Source organism: Methylobacterium trifolii (assembly GCF_022179685.1).
GTDB classification, from domain to species: domain Bacteria; phylum Pseudomonadota; class Alphaproteobacteria; order Rhizobiales; family Beijerinckiaceae; genus Methylobacterium; species Methylobacterium trifolii.
This window is the reverse complement of sequence record NZ_BPRB01000170.1, coordinates 1-16391: the sequence shown is the minus strand read 5'-3', so window position 1 is coordinate 16391 and position 16391 is coordinate 1. Positions and strand designations below refer to the sequence as shown.

The 16391-nt window shown below is 70.3% G+C and carries 17 protein-coding genes and 1 pseudogene; 12 read left to right on the top strand and 6 right to left on the bottom strand.

The window, feature by feature from the left end; translation table 11 throughout:
* The 3 genes and pseudogenes from COGEMETH_RS15390 to COGEMETH_RS15380 all read right to left on the bottom strand — a co-directional run.
* On the bottom strand, positions 1-173 hold a 173-nt coding region (locus COGEMETH_RS15390), incomplete at its 3' end, for a transposase (protein ID WP_238181223.1).
* Positions 174-239: 66 nt separating this feature from the next.
* Positions 240-440: a hypothetical protein gene (locus COGEMETH_RS15385; protein ID WP_238183478.1), complete on the bottom strand. Its 201-nt coding sequence runs from the start codon at positions 438-440 to the stop codon at positions 240-242.
* A 73-nt stretch (positions 441-513) separates the two neighbouring features.
* Positions 514-1140: pseudogene (locus COGEMETH_RS15380) on the bottom strand (IS1595 family transposase); the annotation flags it as partial.
* Between the two features lie 98 nt (positions 1141-1238).
* On the opposite strand from COGEMETH_RS15380, the gene COGEMETH_RS15375 reads away from it, so the two are divergent.
* From COGEMETH_RS15375 to COGEMETH_RS15350, 6 genes are all read left to right on the top strand, one after another.
* Positions 1239-1559 carry a hypothetical protein gene (locus COGEMETH_RS15375; RefSeq protein ID WP_238183477.1) on the top strand — a complete coding sequence of 107 codons (321 nt, stop codon included), beginning with the start codon at positions 1239-1241 and terminating at the stop codon, positions 1557-1559.
* Between the two features lie 75 nt (positions 1560-1634).
* On the top strand, positions 1635-4946 hold the full coding sequence (locus COGEMETH_RS15370; RefSeq protein ID WP_238183481.1) for a helicase-related protein: 3312 nt from the start codon (positions 1635-1637) through the stop codon (positions 4944-4946).
* Between the two features lie 16 nt (positions 4947-4962).
* Positions 4963-5277: an RNA-binding S4 domain-containing protein gene (locus COGEMETH_RS15365; RefSeq protein WP_238183476.1), complete on the top strand. Its 315-nt coding sequence runs from the start codon at positions 4963-4965 to the stop codon at positions 5275-5277.
* Between the two features lie 207 nt (positions 5278-5484).
* Entirely contained in the window at positions 5485-5823 is a 339-nt protein-coding gene (fdxA, locus tag COGEMETH_RS15360) for a ferredoxin FdxA (protein WP_238183480.1), read from the top strand.
* A gap of 452 nt (positions 5824-6275) precedes the next feature.
* Positions 6276-6854, top strand: a complete 579-nt coding sequence (locus COGEMETH_RS15355; RefSeq protein ID WP_238183475.1) for a CarD family transcriptional regulator — start codon at positions 6276-6278, stop codon at positions 6852-6854.
* A 437-nt stretch (positions 6855-7291) separates the two neighbouring features.
* Positions 7292-8167 (top strand): RNA polymerase factor sigma-32, encoded by an 876-nt coding sequence (locus COGEMETH_RS15350; protein WP_238183474.1) that lies wholly within the window; start codon positions 7292-7294, stop codon positions 8165-8167.
* Between the two features lie 79 nt (positions 8168-8246).
* Here COGEMETH_RS15350 and COGEMETH_RS15345 read toward each other — a convergent pair whose 3' ends face one another.
* Together COGEMETH_RS15345 and COGEMETH_RS15340 are read right to left on the bottom strand one after the other, a co-directional pair.
* Positions 8247-8624, bottom strand: a complete 378-nt coding sequence (locus tag COGEMETH_RS15345) for a cell division protein ZapA (RefSeq protein ID WP_238183473.1) — start codon at positions 8622-8624, stop codon at positions 8247-8249.
* 54 nt (positions 8625-8678) lie between these two features.
* The gene (locus tag COGEMETH_RS15340; protein ID WP_238183472.1) at positions 8679-8969 is read right to left on the bottom strand and encodes a DUF4164 family protein; all 291 of its coding nucleotides are present in this window, start codon (positions 8967-8969) and stop codon (positions 8679-8681) included.
* Positions 8970-9400: 431 nt separating this feature from the next.
* Here COGEMETH_RS15340 and gap point away from each other — a divergent pair, with 431 nt between their 5' ends.
* The 6 genes from gap (at position 9401) to COGEMETH_RS15310 (ending at position 15087) form a co-directional block, all read left to right on the top strand.
* The gene (gene gap / locus COGEMETH_RS15335) at positions 9401-10411 is read left to right on the top strand and encodes a type I glyceraldehyde-3-phosphate dehydrogenase (protein WP_238183471.1); all 1011 of its coding nucleotides are present in this window, start codon (positions 9401-9403) and stop codon (positions 10409-10411) included.
* Between the two features lie 75 nt (positions 10412-10486).
* Complete coding sequence (locus COGEMETH_RS15330; protein WP_238183470.1) at positions 10487-10987, top strand: hypothetical protein; 501 nt, start codon at positions 10487-10489, stop codon at positions 10985-10987.
* 26 nt (positions 10988-11013) lie between these two features.
* Positions 11014-12216: a phosphoglycerate kinase gene (locus COGEMETH_RS15325; RefSeq protein WP_238183469.1), complete on the top strand. Its 1203-nt coding sequence runs from the start codon at positions 11014-11016 to the stop codon at positions 12214-12216.
* A 99-nt stretch (positions 12217-12315) separates the two neighbouring features.
* Entirely contained in the window at positions 12316-13389 is a 1074-nt protein-coding gene (fba, locus tag COGEMETH_RS15320) for a class II fructose-bisphosphate aldolase (RefSeq protein ID WP_238183468.1), read from the top strand.
* 25 nt (positions 13390-13414) lie between these two features.
* Entirely contained in the window at positions 13415-14077 is a 663-nt protein-coding gene (locus COGEMETH_RS15315; protein ID WP_238183467.1) for a thiamine phosphate synthase, read from the top strand.
* A gap of 20 nt (positions 14078-14097) precedes the next feature.
* On the top strand, positions 14098-15087 hold the full coding sequence (locus COGEMETH_RS15310) for a tetratricopeptide repeat protein (RefSeq protein ID WP_238183479.1): 990 nt from the start codon (positions 14098-14100) through the stop codon (positions 15085-15087).
* A gap of 101 nt (positions 15088-15188) precedes the next feature.
* Here COGEMETH_RS15310 and COGEMETH_RS15305 read toward each other — a convergent pair.
* Positions 15189-16391: ISAs1 family transposase (locus COGEMETH_RS15305; protein WP_238183466.1), on the bottom strand; the 1203-nt coding region annotated here is incomplete at its 5' end.

Genomic DNA, 16391 nt, shown 5'->3' with positions numbered 1-16391 from the left:
ATGAACCGCCACGCCGCCCCCGTCCGGACGATGTAGCGCAGGCCGTTGAAAACCTCGCGAAGCTCGTGGTCCCGTTGCTCGGAATCCTCTCGCATCAGCCTCAGGTAAGGCGACACGACAGCCCATTCCTCATCGCTCACGTCCGACGGGTAGGCAAGGCGATCAAGGCTCATCACCACCAACAGACACGTCGCCTAAAAGTTCATAACACGCTCTAGCGCCCGAATTCTATCGAGGGCTCACTCTTCGAGCGAGCTTTCCCCATGATTGGGCTTATGCTGCGCGATCACCCTTACCGCCGCCTCGAACCGTGCCTCCGATCCTTCGTCGCACCCGGCTTCGCGCGCCAGTTCCTCAAACCGGCGGCGCTGTTCCTCGGGCGTGAGCTTCTCTGCGCCGAGCTTGCCGGACGGCTTGGGCTTGGTCGGAGTATCTACCATCGGAGAACACACTCAATGTTGAGTAGATGATCGAGCTTGATCGTGCCCTGGGCGTGCCAATTGACGATATTTAGCTCTCGTCGGTGTGGAGCGTCGCCTCCTTGACGATGTTCTCTTCGATGATGGGCCAGATCGTCTCGGGCTTGATATCGTCCACGACGACGGAGCGGACCTGTCCGCTGTCACGGTCCACAAGGGACACGACCTTCATCTTGTGGTGGTAGGCGCGAGCCTTGGGCTTGCCGGGCTCGCGGCCGATGAAGGTCTCGTCGGCCTCTACGATGCCGCCGGCGCCGGGCATGCCGTCGATACCGCCCATCGGGGCAAGCGCGCCTTCGCGCATCGCCTCGCGGATGCGGTGCGTCAGAAACCATGCGCTCTTGTAGGTGATGCCGAGCGCCCGGTGGATCTGATGGCTGCTTACGCCCTTCTTGGAGGCGCACAGGAGGTAGACAGCCTGGAGCACCTTGTGGAGCGGGATGTGCGCGCTCTCAAAGACGGTGCCGACCTTCAGGGTGAACTGCTTCCGGCACTGCTTCTCAGCGCATTTGCGGAGGCCACGGCGCGTCTTGGCGAGATCGTAGTGCTTACCCATCCAGCCGCAGTGCGGGCAGACCGGGCCGTTCGGCCAAAGCTTCGCTTCAAGGTAGGCGAAGGCGGCGTCTTCGCAGTGCAGGTGGGCGGTGGACAGAACGAGCATGGACGTAATGCTCCGATGACCGAAACCCCACCTCAGATTACGTGGTGCGTAAAGAATATAATCGCTAAATCTTTACGATCCTGCCTATTGATGGCTGCATGCCAACGCGTCGCCTTCCCCTGCGCTGCCTCCCGATCCTGCTGCTGCCCTGCGCCGGGCCAGCCCTCGCAAAGCCCCTCACGAGCGCGCCGCCCGGTTGCGGCGGGGACGCCTTCTCCTCCGCGCAGGTGATCGAGCACCGGCCGGCGCGGCGCGGGCCGCTGACCGCGGTGCCGGACACCCTCTGCGCCGACCTGGAGCCCCGGCAGCCGGCCGGGCCCGTCGACATCCAGGTCTATCCGGGGCTGCCGGCGCAGGTTGGCGGCGGGGGCGGGAGCGCCCCATATGGGGGCGGACCACCGCGGCCTCGCCGTTTCTGAAGCCCGCGGCGCCCCTTGCCCGCGTCGCCCGGCGCGCCGACGGCCTTCCGTTCGAAGGGACCGCCGCCCATCCCGATTCCCCGCCGCTCCCTACCGCCCCAGGCCCGCGCGCGCGGCGTCACGGCGGTGCTCGGGCCGACCAACACCGGCAAGACGCATCTGGCCATCGAGCGGATGCTCGCGCACCCGACCGGGATGATCGGCCTGCCCCTGCGGCTGCTCGCCCGCGAGGTCTACCTGCGGGTGGTCGCCCGCGTCGGGGCCGACAAGGTCGCCCTCGTCACCGGCGAAGAGAAGATCAAGCCGGAGCGGCCGCGCTACTGGATCGCCACCATCGAGGCGATGCCGCGCGACCTCGACGTGGCATACGTCGCCATCGACGAGGTCCAGCTCGCCGCCGACATGGACCGGGGCCACGTCTTCACCGACCGGCTGCTCAACCAGCGCGGCCGGGAGGAGACCCTGCTGATCGGCTCCTCCACGATCCGGCCGCTGATCGAATCGCTGATCCCGAACGTCTTCGTCACCACGCGCCCGCGCCTGTCGAAGCTGACCTTCGCCGGCGAGAAGAAGCTCTCGCGCATGCCGCGGCGCACCGCCATCGTCGCCTTCTCGGCCGAGGAGGTCTACGCCATCGCCGAGCTGATCCGGCGCCAGCGGGGCGGGGCGGCGGTGGTGCTCGGCGCCCTCTCGCCGCGCACCCGCAACGCCCAGGTGGAGCTCTACCAGTCCGGCGACGTGGACTACCTCGTGGCCACCGACGCGGTCGGCATGGGGCTCAACCTCGACGTGGACCACGTCGCCTTCGCCGCCAACTGGAAGTACGACGGCACCCGTTTCCGCAAGCTCACGCCCGCCGAGATGGGGCAGATCGCCGGCCGGGCCGGCCGCCACCTCTCGGACGGCACCTTCGGCTCCACGGGGCGCTGCCGGCCCTTCGAGCCCGAGATGGTCGAGCGGCTGGAGAACCACGACTTCGATCCCTTGCGCATCCTGCAATGGCGCAACCCCGACCTCGCCTTCGGCTCCCTGGAGGATCTGCAGGCGAGCCTCGACGAACATCCGCGCGAGCCGGGCCTGACCCGGGCGCCGATGGGCGAGGACCAGCAGGCGCTGGAGATCCTGATGCGGGAGGAGGACATCCGGGACCTGGCGCGGAGCCAGTCGGCCGTGCGCCGCCTCTGGGACGTCTGCGGCGTACCCGACTACCGCAAGGTCCACCCCCAGACGCATGCCGACCTCGTGGCCCAGCTCTACCGCTTCCTGATGCGGGGCCTGTCCGGGCGCATCCCCGACACGTGGTTTGCCGAGCACGTGGCGATGATCGACCGCACCGACGGGGACATCGAGACCCTCTCCCGGCGCATCGCCCAGGGGCGCACCTGGACCTTCGTGGCGAACCGGCCCGACTGGCTGCGCGATCCCGAACATTGGCAGGGCGAGACGCGTCGGGTAGAGGACAGGCTGTCCGACGCCCTGCACGAACGCCTCGCGAGCCGCTTCGTCGATCGGCGCACCAGCGTCCTGATGCGGCGCCTGAGAGAGAACACGATGCTGGAAGCCCAGATCACCCCCGACGGTGACGTGACCGTCGAGGGTCAACACGTCGGTCACCTGCACGGATTCCTGTTCGTGCCCGATGCCACGGCCGAGGGGCACGAGGCCAAGACCCTGCGCAGCGCCGCCGAGAAGGCGCTCGCAGGCGAGATCGAAGGCCGCGCGGAGCGCTTCGCTTCCGCTGCCGACGGCGCTCTCGTGCTAAGTCACGACGGCATCATACGCTGGACAGGCGCACCGGTCGCCAAACTCGCATCCGGCGACAAGCTCTTCTCGCCTCAGATCCGGCTTCTGGCCGACGAGAGCCTCGCAGGCCCAACCCGCGAGAAGGTAGAGGCGCGGCTCGACGCTTGGCTGAAGGCCCACGTGGTGCGCCTGCTCGGCCCTCTGATGGAGATCGAGACCGCGGCCGACCTCGTCGGGCTCGCCAAAGGCATCGGCTACCAGGTCGTGGAATCCCTCGGCGTGCTGGAGCGCGCCAAGGTCGCCCAGGAGATGCGCACCCTCGACCAGGAGGGCCGCGGGGCGCTGCGCCGCCACGGGGTGCGCTTCGGCGCCTACCACATCTTCCTGCCGGCCCTGCTCAAGCCCGCCCCGCGTACGCTCGCCGCTCAGCTCTGGGCGCTTCGCAACGGCGGCCTCGACCAGCGCGGCCTCGACGAGATCGCCCATCTGGCCGGCTCCGGCCGCACCTCGATCAAGGTGGACCGCGAGATCGCCAAGGGTCTCTACCGCGCCGCGGGCTTTCGCGTGTGCGGCGAGAGGGCGGTGCGCGTCGACATCCTGGAGCGGCTGGCCGATCTGATCCGCCCGGCCGTCTCGTATCGTCCCGGTACCACACCGGGTGCGGCGCCAGACGGTACTGCGGACGGGGACGGCTTCGTCGCAACCGTGGGCATGACCTCGCTGGTCGGCTGCTCGGGGGAGGACTTCGCCTCGATCCTGAAATCCCTGGGCTACACCTCCGAAACCCGCACAGGCCCGGCCATCACTGTGCCGCTGCTGCCGGTCGCCTCGACCGTGCCGGTCCAGGCGGTGCCCGCCGCCGCGGTTGCGGAGACGGCCGAGGCCCCGACTGACTCCGCCCAGGCGGTGTCCGCAATCGAGCAGGAGCCCGAAACGGTCGCCGCCGCTGAAGACGCGCCGGCCGCCGAACCCGAGATCGAAGCGGCGGCCGCGATGCACGCCGTTGCCCCCGAGGAGATCGCCTCCGCCGAGTCCGTCGAGGCCGAAGCGGAGGCTGCCGCCTTCGAGCCTGTCGTCGAAGAGCCCGTCACCAAAGAACCCGTGGCCGAGATTACCGAGGCCGCGCCGCCTGCCAAGTCTCCGGCCGAGGTCGCCGCGTCGGCAGAGACTCCCGAGGCCGTCACCCCTGCGGATGCCGCACCGGAATCCGCCGATGCTGAGGAGTCTGTGCCGGGCGAACTCGCCACCGTCGAGGTGTGGCGCCTCCAGCGCCACCAGCGCCCGGCCAATCCGCGCCAGAACCGGCCTCGTGGCCGCGACAGCGCGCCGCGCAACGCCGGCGCCGCCCCCTGGTCGGAGGGCGAGGCTCAGCTGCGGCGCGAGGGGGGGCGGCCTGAGCGTCGCCCGCAAGGCGCCGACGGCCGCGAGCGCCCGGAAGGACTTAGCCGCGGGCGGGACAACGGACCGCGCCGCGAGCGCTCCGAGGGGCCTCGGCCCGAGCGCCGCGACGAGACGCGCAACGCCGGCCCGCGTCCCGATCCGCGCCCGCCCCGGCGCGAGCGGGCGCCCGACCCGGATTCGCCCTTCGCCAAGCTCGCCGCCCTGAAGGCGCAGCTCGAATCCGGCGAGCCCGGCAAGCGCTGAGCGGCATCCGGATGCGATGAAGGACGGGCGCTGCCGGCTCGACAAGTGGCTCTGGTTCGCGCGCTTCGCCCGGACGCGGTCCTTGGCCGCACGTCTCGTCGAAGGCGGCCATGTCCGCGTGAACGGCGCACGGACCGACAACCCGGCCAAGGGCGTCGCGATGGGCGACGTGCTCACTGTCGCCGCCGAGCACGGCACGGCGGTCGTCCGGGTCGCCGACCTCGGCGAGCGCCGCGGCCCGGCCGCCCAGGCACGCCGCCTCTACGCCGACCTCTCGGCCGGCGACGGCGCCCCAGTCCCGCAATCCGAGCCTCCCCCGGAATCGGTGTAGGGAAGCCACAGGGCCGGGCGGGCATGGCGGCGCGGCGCCGGCGCGCTTGTCAGCCCCCGTGGCAGGGGCTAGAGCCGTCCGCATCCGAGGCTGCGCGGCTGGCCATCGACGAAAGCCCGCGTGAACCAAGCCCGCCCGCATGCGGGGCTGCACCGGCCCCCCGGCACCGCTCAGCGGAGCGCGCGGATCGAGGACGAAAAACGGCCCATGACCTACGTCGTCACCGACAACTGCATCAAGTGCAAGTACATGGACTGCGTCGAAGTCTGTCCGGTGGACTGCTTCTACGAGGGTGAGAACATGCTCGTCATCCATCCCGACGAGTGCATCGATTGCGGCGTGTGCGAGCCGGAATGCCCGGCCGAGGCGATCAAGCCCGACACGGAGTCCAACCTGGAAAGCTGGGTCAAGCTCAACGCCGACTACGCCAAGACCTGGCCCAACATCACCCAGAAGAAGGATGCCCCCGGCGACGCCAAGGAGTGGGACGGCGTGTCCGGCAAGCTCGAAGCCCACTTCTCGGCCAACCCCGGCTCCGGCGACTGAGGCGGGTCCGTCCCGCACGGGCCAGCGGCCGAGCCATGCGCCCAGGGAGACGCTGGGGTGCGTGAGCTCGCGGGACAGGCGCGGTCGGCCGTGCACAACTCCGTTAGCGCCGCCCGCCCACAGGGCGCGGCAAGTCAGCAATGCTTTGATTCGCGGGCCGGATTGTGATACACAATCCGCCTGCCGTCGCTCGTGCCTGACGTGCGCCCTCCGCGCCAAAACGCGTATCCGGACTTTCTTGGAACCGGGGTTGCATGCGAACGACCGCCGAAGGGTCTTCCTTCGGTGGCCGCTCATTCCTGTGCGTGCCCGGCTGTGCCTGGGAACCTCCGGTCCGACCTCATGGGTCCGCGAACGGAGGTCGGCGGCTGGTGCCGGGTGTCCCACCCCGGATGACACGATTTGGCGCGGATGAACACGATCCTGCGCGATATTATGGAGGCCCTTCTCGCATGACAACAGCCAAGAAGCCGACGACAGGCCGCCAAGGGTTCAAGACCGGCGAGGCGGTCGTGTATCCCGCCCACGGCGTCGGTCGCATCACCGCGATCGAGGAGCAGGAGATCGCCGGCTACAAGCTCGAGCTGTTCGTCGTCTCCTTCGAGAAGGACAAGATGGTCCTGCGGGTCCCCACCGCGAAGGCCAACAGCGTCGGCATGCGCAAGCTCGCCGAGCCGGAACTCGTCAAGAAGGCCCTCGACGTGCTGACCGGCCGCGCCCGCATCAAGCGGACGATGTGGTCGCGCCGGGCCCAGGAATACGAGGCCAAGATCAATTCGGGCGACCTGCTCTCGGTCACCGAGGTGGTGCGCGACCTGTTCCGTTCCGAGGCGCAGCCCGAGCAGTCCTACAGCGAGCGCCAGCTCTACGAGGCCGCCCTGGACCGCATCGTGCGCGAGATCTCGTCGGTCAACCGCATCACCGAGACCGAGGCCCTCAAGCTGATCGAGCAGAGCCTCGCCAAGTCCCCGCGCCGCGCCAAGAACGAGGCCGAGACGGAGAGCGAGGACATCCAGGAAGAGGCTGCCTGAGCCGCTCCTTCCACCGCACTGCGAATGTCGAAGGGAGCCCGGCGCGGATGCGCCGGGCTTTTTTCATGGCCCGGCCGGCCTGCGGGCCTGTCCTGATGGCCGGGTTTACCGCGTCGTGCCGTTGTCGACAGGAAAAGCGTGGCGATTGGCGTTTCGGGACTGGCGGGCGGCGGAACGAAACACATGTTGGTGAAGTCGGCCGCTCGCCGAACGTCGGCACCCCCGATCCCGTCTACGCCTCCGAGGGCCGGGATCGGTGGGTGCTGATTGTCCGGCAGGCCGTCGCCGTGCTCGCGGGGCCGGATGGGCCGTGCCGAAGGAACCTTCACGCCCCCGCTCCGTTTGACGCTTGCCTTGGCGTCGGTCCCGGGCGGCGGCGTACGCCGCCGCGAGAGTTCGGACGCCGCACAGCACTCGAAAGAAAGAGGCAGGCGGGGATGGCGGAAATCGCAGGGATACGGCGGCAGTTCATCCGCACGGCCATGGAGGCGCCTTTCCTCCAGCGGGACGAGGAGCGCGGGCTGGCCGTGCGTTGGAAGGACAACCGCGACGAGCGCGCCCTCCACCAACTGATCTCCGCCCACATGCGCCTCGTCATCGCCCTGGCGGGGCGTTTTCGTCACTACGGCCTGCCGATGGCCGATCTCGTGCAGGAGGGCCATGTCGGCCTGATGGAGGCCGCCGCCCGCTTCGAGCCGGAGCGCGAAGTCCGGTTCTCGACCTACGCGACTTGGTGGATCAGAGCCTCGATCCAGGATTACATCCTGCGCAACTGGTCGATCGTCCGCGGCGGCACGAGTTCGGCGCAGAAGGCCCTGTTCTTCAACCTGCGCCGCCTGCGCGCCCGGCTGATGCAATCCACCGAGGAGCGCGTCGGCGACGAGATCCACCGCCGCATAGCCACCGCCATCGGCGTCTCGCAGCAGGACGTGGCGCTGATGGACGCGCGGCTGTCGGGCCCCGACATGTCGCTCAACGCCCCCGTGGGCGAGGAGAGCGAGGCGTCCTCCGAGCGCATGGACTTCCTGATCGACGGCGCGGCGCTCCCCGACGAGACCGTCACCGCCACGGTGGACGGTGAGCGGCGCCTGAGCTGGCTTCAGCAGGCGCTCGGCGTCCTCTCCGAGCGGGAACTGCGCATCCTGCGCGAGCGGCGGCTCGCCGAGGATCAGGCCACCCTCGAAGCTCTGGGCCACCGCCTCGGCATCTCGAAGGAGCGCGTGCGCCAGATCGAGAACCGCGCCTTGGAGAAACTGCGCCGCGCCCTGGCGGAGCGCTTCCCCGCCGCCACCGGCTCGCCTTACGTCGGCTGAGCCGCCGTCCGGATCGATGAACTGCAAGAAGCCCTGCCGCGAGGCAGGGCTTCTTGCGTAAGGGGGCGGCAGACGGAGATCAGCGCGCTTCGCGGGGGCCCGAGGCCGCGAGCGCCTGCGCCATGCGTTCGATCCGCTCGGCGGCCTGGGCCACGCCTTGGGCCGCGCGCGCGGCCTCGTCCGCCCGCTCCCGGTCCGCCTGCTCGAAGGCCGCGCGGAGCGCAGCCGTCTCGGTCTCGATGGCCGCGAACCGCTTCTTCAGCTCGGCCAGCTCGTCGGCGATCGTGATCGCGGCCATCACCTGGAGCCGCATGTCGCCGATCTCGCCGAACGCCTTGCGCATCTCGCCGATGCGGGCGCCGAGTCCGGCCGCGAGGTCGGAGAGATGCGCCTCCTCGCCCTCGCCGCAGGCCATGCGGTAGCTCTTGCCGTCGATGGTGACGTTGATCTGGGGCATTCGTCTCGGTGCGGCGGATAGGTGATCGAGGCTGGGGCTTCGGAGGGCGGCCGGTCAAGCGGGTCGATGCGTCTCCTCCGCAGGATGGAGCACGCCCTCGACGGCCTCGATCGCCCGGTCGAGGCGGCGGCCCACCTGGTCGGTCGTGGCCTCGACCGTGGCGAGCCGGGCGCTGGCCAAGTCGAGGGCGGCGGCGAGCCGGGCCCGGTCCTCCCCCATGATCGCCAGTTCGGCGTCGCGGTCGTCCGGGGCGGCGTCTGCGTCGAGCCGGCGGGCCACCGCCGCCTCCAGCCGGGCCAGGGCGCCGTCGAGGCGGGCCAGCGCGTCGTCGATCGGGATGGTCATGCGTGCGGCGATCTTCTTGCGGAACCCAGGTGTCCCCTAACGAAGGCCGGATTTCCAGCCGAAACCGGCCGCGGGCGCACCCATGCGTGGATAGCGGGGCCGCCCCGCCGGGAAGCGGCCGAGCGGCGGGCGATTGTCACGGCCTTTCGTTTGACAGGTGGGGGCGCCATGTTAGACAGCCGCGCGCCCCTGAAGACGGGGTCGCGAGAATGACCGGAACCCCGATCCGTGACAGTCCCGAGGCCCTCGCGCGCGTCGTCCGCAGACCGGATGATCCACGGCGACTCGGCGCGGCCGGACGGGCTCCCGGTTCATCCCAGGTTCAATTCCGTTCGCCACAGAGCGGTCCGCGCCGCGGCAGGATGTTGCCGCCCCGCTCGCATCGTCGGACGCCCGCTGCGCGGCGCCCCTCATCTGGAAGGAGTCACGTCGTGACGGTCAAGGTTGCCATCAACGGGTTCGGGCGCATCGGCCGCAACGTGCTGCGCGCCATCCACGAGGCCGGCCGCAGCGACATCGAGGTCGTGGCGATCAACGATCTCGGCCCCGTCGAGACCAACGCCCACCTGCTGCGCTTCGATTCCGTGCACGGTCGCTATCCCGGCGAGGTCTCGGTCGACGGCGAGTTCCTGGTCGTCGACGGAAAGCGCATCAAGGTCACGGCCGTGCGCAACCCGGCCGAGTTGCCCCACCGCGACCTCGGCGTCGACATCGCGCTGGAATGCACGGGCATCTTCACGGCCCGCGACAAGGCCAAGGCGCATCTGGATGCCGGCGCCAAGCGCGTCCTGGTCTCGGCGCCCGCCGACGGGGCCGACCTCACGGTGGTCTACGGCGTCAACCACGACAAGCTGACGGCCGAGCACCTCGTGGTCTCGAACGCCTCCTGCACCACCAACTGCCTCGCGCCGGTCGCCCAGGTGCTGAACGACGTCGTGGGCATCGAGCGCGGCTTCATGACCACGATCCACTCCTACACCAACGACCAGCCCTCGCTGGACCAGATGCACAAGGACCTCTACCGGGGCCGCGCCGCAGCCCTCTCGATGATCCCGACCTCGACGGGTGCGGCCAAGGCCGTGGGCTTGGTCCTGCCCGAGCTGAAGGGCCGGCTCGACGGCACCGCGATCCGGGTGCCGACCCCCAACGTCTCGGCGGTCGACCTCGTGTTCACGGCACGTCGCGAGACCTCCGTCCAGGAGATCAACGACGCGATCAAGGCGGCCGCCGCCAGCGGCCCCCTCAAGGGCGTGCTCGGGGTCACCGACCGGCCGAACGTCTCGATCGACTTCAACCACGACCCCCATTCCTCGACCTTCCACCTCGACCAGACCAAGGTCATGGACGGCACCTTCGTGCGCATCCTGTCCTGGTACGACAACGAGTGGGGCTTCTCGAACCGCATGGCCGACACGGCGGTCGCCATGGCCAAGCTCATCTGAGCCGGGATCGACGACGCGATTGAGGCCGGCGCGTCCACGGGCGCCGTCCGCCTCCCGAACCAGGGGACAGCCAGGATGACCGACGCCGCGCCGAACCAGCCGACCGGACAGGGCTTCATACCGCCGGCCCCGCCGGCGGAGGCCAAGCCCCCGGCCCAGGCCGTCCCGCCGCCGCCGCAGACCGTCGGTGCGCAGAACGCGGCCCCGCGGGGCGCCGCGCAGTCCCAGCCGATCCCGGCCAACCAGCTCTTCGACCAGCTCGCCCGGATCGAGGACAAGTGCTCGCGGATCGAGGACAAGTACGCCCGCTCCGAGTCCCTGCTCTCCCGCGTCGAGGACAAGGTCGAGAACGCCTCGAACCGGATGAACGAGGCGGCCCGCCAGTCGGACCTCGCGGCCTTGCGCACCGAGATGCGCGGCCTGACCGAGCGCACGCGGCGCCTGCCCGGCACCGGCGCCCTGGTGCTCACCGCGGTCATCACCGCCGTGCTCACCGTCGTGCTGATGGTGGCCGTGCAGCGGCTCAACCTCGACAGCCTGCTGCCGCCCCGCGCCGGCACCTCGGCCGCACGCTGACCGCTTCGGGAGCCTAAAAAGATCTCATGACCGCCTTCCGCACCCTCGACGACGCCGGCTCCCTCAACGGGCGGCGCGTGCTCCTCCGGGTCGACCTCAACGTGCCGATGGAGGGCGGCCGCGTCACCGACGCGACCCGCATCGAACGCGTGGCGCCGACCATCCGCGAGATCGCGGGCCAGGGCGGCAAGGTGGTGCTGCTGGCCCATTTCGGCCGGCCGAAGGGCCAGCGCGCGCCCAAGGATTCCCTCGAACCCGTGGTGGCGACCCTCGCGGCGGTGCTCGGGCGCCCGGTCGCCTTCGCGCAGGACTGCGTCGGCGAGCCGGCCCGCACTGCTGTCGCGGCGATGGCGGACGGCGACGTGCTGCTTTTGGAGAACACCCGCTACCACGCGGGCGAGGAGAAGAACGACCCGGCCTTCACGGCGGCGCTGGCCGAGAACGGCGACCTCTACGTCAACGAGGCGTTCTCGGCCGCGCACCGGGCGCATGCCTCGACGGAAGGGCTGGCCCACATCCTCCCGGCCTATGCCGGCCGCCTGATGCAGGCCGAACTCGACGCCCTGACCAAGGGGCTTGAGGCTCCCAAGCGCCCGGTGATCGCCCTGGTCGGCGGCGCCAAGGTCTCCTCCAAGATCGACCTGCTCCAGAACCTCGTCGCCAAGGTGGACATCCTCGTCATCGGCGGCGGCATGGCCAACACCTTCCTGCACGCGCAAGGCAAGGCCGTGGGCAAGTCGCTCTGCGAGAAGGACCTCGCCCAGACCGCCCTGCGCATCCTCGCGGCGGCCGCGGCCGCCGACTGCCGGATCATCCTGCCGGTCGACGCCGTGGTGGCCCGCGAATTCAAGGCGAACGCCGCCAACGAGACCGTCCCGGTCGATGCCGTGCCCGACGACGCCATGATCCTCGATGCCGGCCCGAACTCGGTCTCCGAGATCGACGCCGCGATCGACGAGGCCGCGACGCTGGTCTGGAACGGGCCGCTGGGCGCCTTCGAGCTGACGCCGTTCGACGCCGCCACGGTGGCCGCCGCCCGGCACGCGGCCGACCGCACCAGGGCCGGCCGGCTGGTCTCGGTGGCCGGCGGCGGCGACACGGTGGCCGCCCTCAACCACGCGGGCGTGGGCGAGGACTTTTCCTATATCTCGACGGCGGGCGGCGCGTTCCTTGAATGGCTCGAGGGCAAGGCACTGCCCGGTGTCGAGGCGCTGCGCGCCAAGACCTGAATCGTCCGGCACCCTGCGGCGGAGCCATTCCGCCGCACGGCACCGGGCCCCGCGCCTCCTGAGGGCGCAGACGACACGAAATCTGACGGAGCAGGGACGATGGCGCGGATCACGTTGAGGCAGCTTCTCGATCACGCCGCCGAGTACGAGTACGGCGTGCCGGCCTTCAACATGAACAACATGGAGCAGGGGCTCGCCATCATGGCGGCGGCCGACGCCACCGACTCGCCGGTGATCCTCCAGGCGAGCCGCGGGGCGCGGGCCTACGCCAACGACGTGGTGCTGGCCAAGCTGATCGACGGCCTCGTGGAGATCTACCCCCACATCCCCGTCTGCATGCACCTCGACCACGGCAACAACGAAGCCACCTGCGCCACCGCGATCCAGTACGGCTTCACCTCGGTGATGATGGACGGCTCGCTCAAGGCCGACGGCAAGACGCCGGCCGACTACGCCTACAACGTCGAGATCACCCGCAAGGTCGCCGAGATGGCCCACTGGGCCGGCGTCTCGGTGGAGGGCGAACTCGGCGTGCTGGGTTCCCTGGAGAGCGGCACGGGCGAGGCCGAGGACGGCCACGGGGCGGAAGGGGAACTCTCCCACGACCAGTTGCTGACCGACCCCGACGAGGCGGTGAAGTTCGTGACGGCCACCAAGGTCGACGCGCTGGCGGTGGCGATGGGCACCAGCCACGGCGCCTACAAGTTCACCCGCCAGCCGGACGGCGACGTGCTCGCCATGAACGTGATCGAGGAGATCCACCGCCGCCTGCCCACGACCCACCTCGTGATGCACGGCTCCTCCTCGGTGCCGCAGGAGCTGCAGGACATCATCAACCGCTACGGCGGCAAGATGAAGCCGACCTGGGGCGTGCCGGTGGAGGAGATCCAGCGCGGGATCAAGCACGGCGTGCGCAAGATCAACATCGACACCGACAACCGCATGGCGCTCACCGGCCAGATCCGGAAGGTGCTCTCCGAGGACCCCTCCGAGTTCGATCCGCGCAAGTACCTCAAGCCTGCGATGGAGGCGATGACGAAGCTCTGCAAGCAGCGCTTCGAGGAGTTCGGCACCGCCGGCCAGGGCTCCAAGATCCGCCCGGTCTCGGTCTCGGCCATGGCCAAGCGCTACGCGGACGGCTCCCTCGATCCCAAGATCGGCGCGGCCGGCTGAGGTCGTCGCGGATAAGGCTTCCCCATTGGCCGACCCCCAGCGCCTCACCCTCCTCAGCCCCCACGGCGTCGGGGCGGACACCGTCGACGCCCTCGCCGACGCCCTTCGGGCGGCCTGTGCCGGGGGCGACGTCGCCGCCGTGATCCTGCGGCTGGCGCCCGGCGACGAGCGCGGGCTGACCGCCCTCGTCAAGCGCGTGGCGCCCGCGGTGCAGGAGCATGGCGCGGCCCTGCTCGTGGCCTGCCCCGGCTTTGCGGGCGACCTCGTCAGCGTCCAGGCCCGCGGCGGCGCGGACGGCGTCCATCTCGACAAGCCGGGCGACCTGGACCAGCCGGGCAGCCTGCGCGACCTGCGCGAGCGCCTGCGCGACGGCCGCATCCTGGGCGCCGGCGGCGTCGAGACGCGGCACGCGGCCATGGATGCTGGCGAGGCCGGCATCGACTACCTGATGTTCGGCGGCCTCTACCCGGACGGTGCGGCCCCCGACGCGGAGACGGTGCGCGAGCGCGCCGCTTGGTGGGCCGAGATCTTCGAGACGCCCTGCATCGCGGTGGCCTGCGCGGAGGCCGAGGTTGCTAGCCTCGCCGCCACCGGCGCCGAGTTCATCGGCCTGGAGAGCGCGATCTGGATGGCCGGCGACGACGGCCTCGCGCGCATCCGCGACGGCTTGGCGCGGGCCGCCTCGTGAGGGCCGCCCTCCTCGTCGCCATGGTCCTGCTGGCCGCCGGCCCGGTCCGGGCCGCACCGAACCCGGTGCCGGCCAAGGAGCCGCCCGCCGAGCCCGAGAAGAAGCCGGTGCGGGAACTGCCGACCCCGTACACGGCGAACTTCTCCGGAGGCGCCCGGCCGCCGGATACCGGCCGCCCGCCGGACTTCGCCTACGGCGCCTACCAGCGCGGGCAGTACGTCACCGCCTTCCGCGAGGCGACCAAGCGTATCGAGGGCGACCGCAAGGACGCCGCCGCGATGACGCTGCTCGGCGAACTCTACAACCAGGGGCTCGGCGTCCGCCAGGACCCGGTGAAGGCGGCCGACTGGTACAGGCTCGCCGCCGGCCAGAACGACCCCAGCGCCATGGCCTCCCTCGGCCTGATGGCGATGGATGGGCGCGGGCTCGCCAAGGACACCAAGGCCGGCCGCCGCTGGCTGGAGCAGGCGGCCGAGCGCGGCTCGCCCACCGCCTCCTACAACCTCGCCCTGATCCTGATCGGCACCGGCACCGAGCCCGACCAGGTCCGCGCCGCCGCCCTGTTCCGCAAGGCGGCCGAGGGCGAACTCGGCCCGGCCCAGCACGACCTCGGGGTGCTCTACCTCCAGGGCCGGGGCGTGCCCAAGGACGCTTCCCAGGCCGCCGAGTGGTTCCGCAAGTCCGCCGACAACGGGGATCTCGCCGGCGAGGTCGAGTTCGCGATCCTGCTGTTCAACGGCACCGGCCTGCCCAAGGACGAGGCGCGGGCGGCCCGCTACTTCCTGCACGCGGCCTCGCGGGGCAACGCCATCGCCCAGAACAGGGTGGCCCGGCTCTACACCGTCGGCCGCGGCGTGCCGAAGAACCCGGTGGAGGCGGCCGCCTGGAACCTCGCCGCGGCCGCGCAAGGCCTGTCGGACGCGTGGCTCGACCAGAGCCTGTCCGGCCTCAGCGCGGACGAGCGCACCCGGGCCGAGCGCCTCGCCACGGAGCGCAGCGAGCAGAAGTAGGGACAGGCCGCCCCCCCCGAGGGAGCTCCTGTCGTCACACATCGCCTTCAGGATATGCCACGGCCTGACCGCGGGCGCTCTCCTCCCCCTTGCGGGCAGGGCTATCGCACATGAGTAAAGACGTTGAAGAGATAGTCTTTGCTCCAAGAGGCGTGTTTCATCTTTTTGCGGATGGGCAAGTCCGAGGGATGTGCCTCCATGATGTTGCGCGCGAGCCGGCGCAACAGGGCGAGGTTTTCCGGGGCGTAGTTCTTGCGGGACCGGGCGTCGTCCTCGTGAAAGATCACGTCCAGGGTCCAGTGGAGATGGTTCTCGATCCCCCAATGGGCGCGCACCAGCATGGCGAACCGGCCGGGCGTGAGCCGGCGCGAGAGCACGAAATAGCGGGTGTGGACCTCCTCGCGGCCGCCTGCGACCTGACGGACGCTGACGATGCGCCCGAACGCGGACAGTCCCGGCAGAAGGGTTTTGGCGTCGGCCGGCGCCGCCATGACATGGGCCATGCGCCGCACCACCCGGCCATGGCCCTCGTCCTGCACCGTGTGACTCGGCACGGCCTTCGCCCGCGCGAAGGCGGCCTCGGCGGCGGCGTACAGCTTCGGCTGGTTCGTCTTGAGACCGAGCACGTAGTCGGCTCCCCCCTTCCGGATCACCGTGGCCGTGTCCGGGCGGCAATGCAGGGCGTCCGCCGTGACCGTGCAGCCTTTGACCACCAGGCTGCCGAGGAGGGCACGGGCCGCCTCCGCCTCGCCGCCGGCGCCTGCCCGGCTCTGGGCGAGCGAGAGCCGCGTGAGGCCGTCGAACACGCTCACCATCACCGGCGGCATGTGGCTCTGCCCCGCCTCGTAGGCCCGCCGCAGCGCCTTGCCGTCCACCGACAGCACGCCACCGGCCCGCAGACGATGGCCCATCGCGCAAAGACAGGCGCGCAGCGCTCGCTCCAGGGCCTGCGGGTCGAGAAGGCGCAAGGTCTGGGAGAGCGTGTCGTGGCTCGGCGTGCCGTGGCGCAGGCTCAGCACCTCGCGGAACTCCGCCTCGTGGGCCGAGGCGAAGTCGGCGATGTCCACGCAGGTCTTCTCCCCGCATAGAAGCCCGCACAGCGCCAGGAACAGCATCTCCCCTAAGTCGTGGCGGGCCGTGAAGTCGCGCGGGTCCTGAACATCGCGGAGGATGACGAGCATATCCGCGACCATGACGAAGCTCCCCCCAAGGAAAGCTTCGTCAGAAGCCATCACACCGCAAATCGCAACAGGCAATCTACTCATATGCGATGGCCCTGCCTCTGCGGGGAGGAGCCGGAGGTG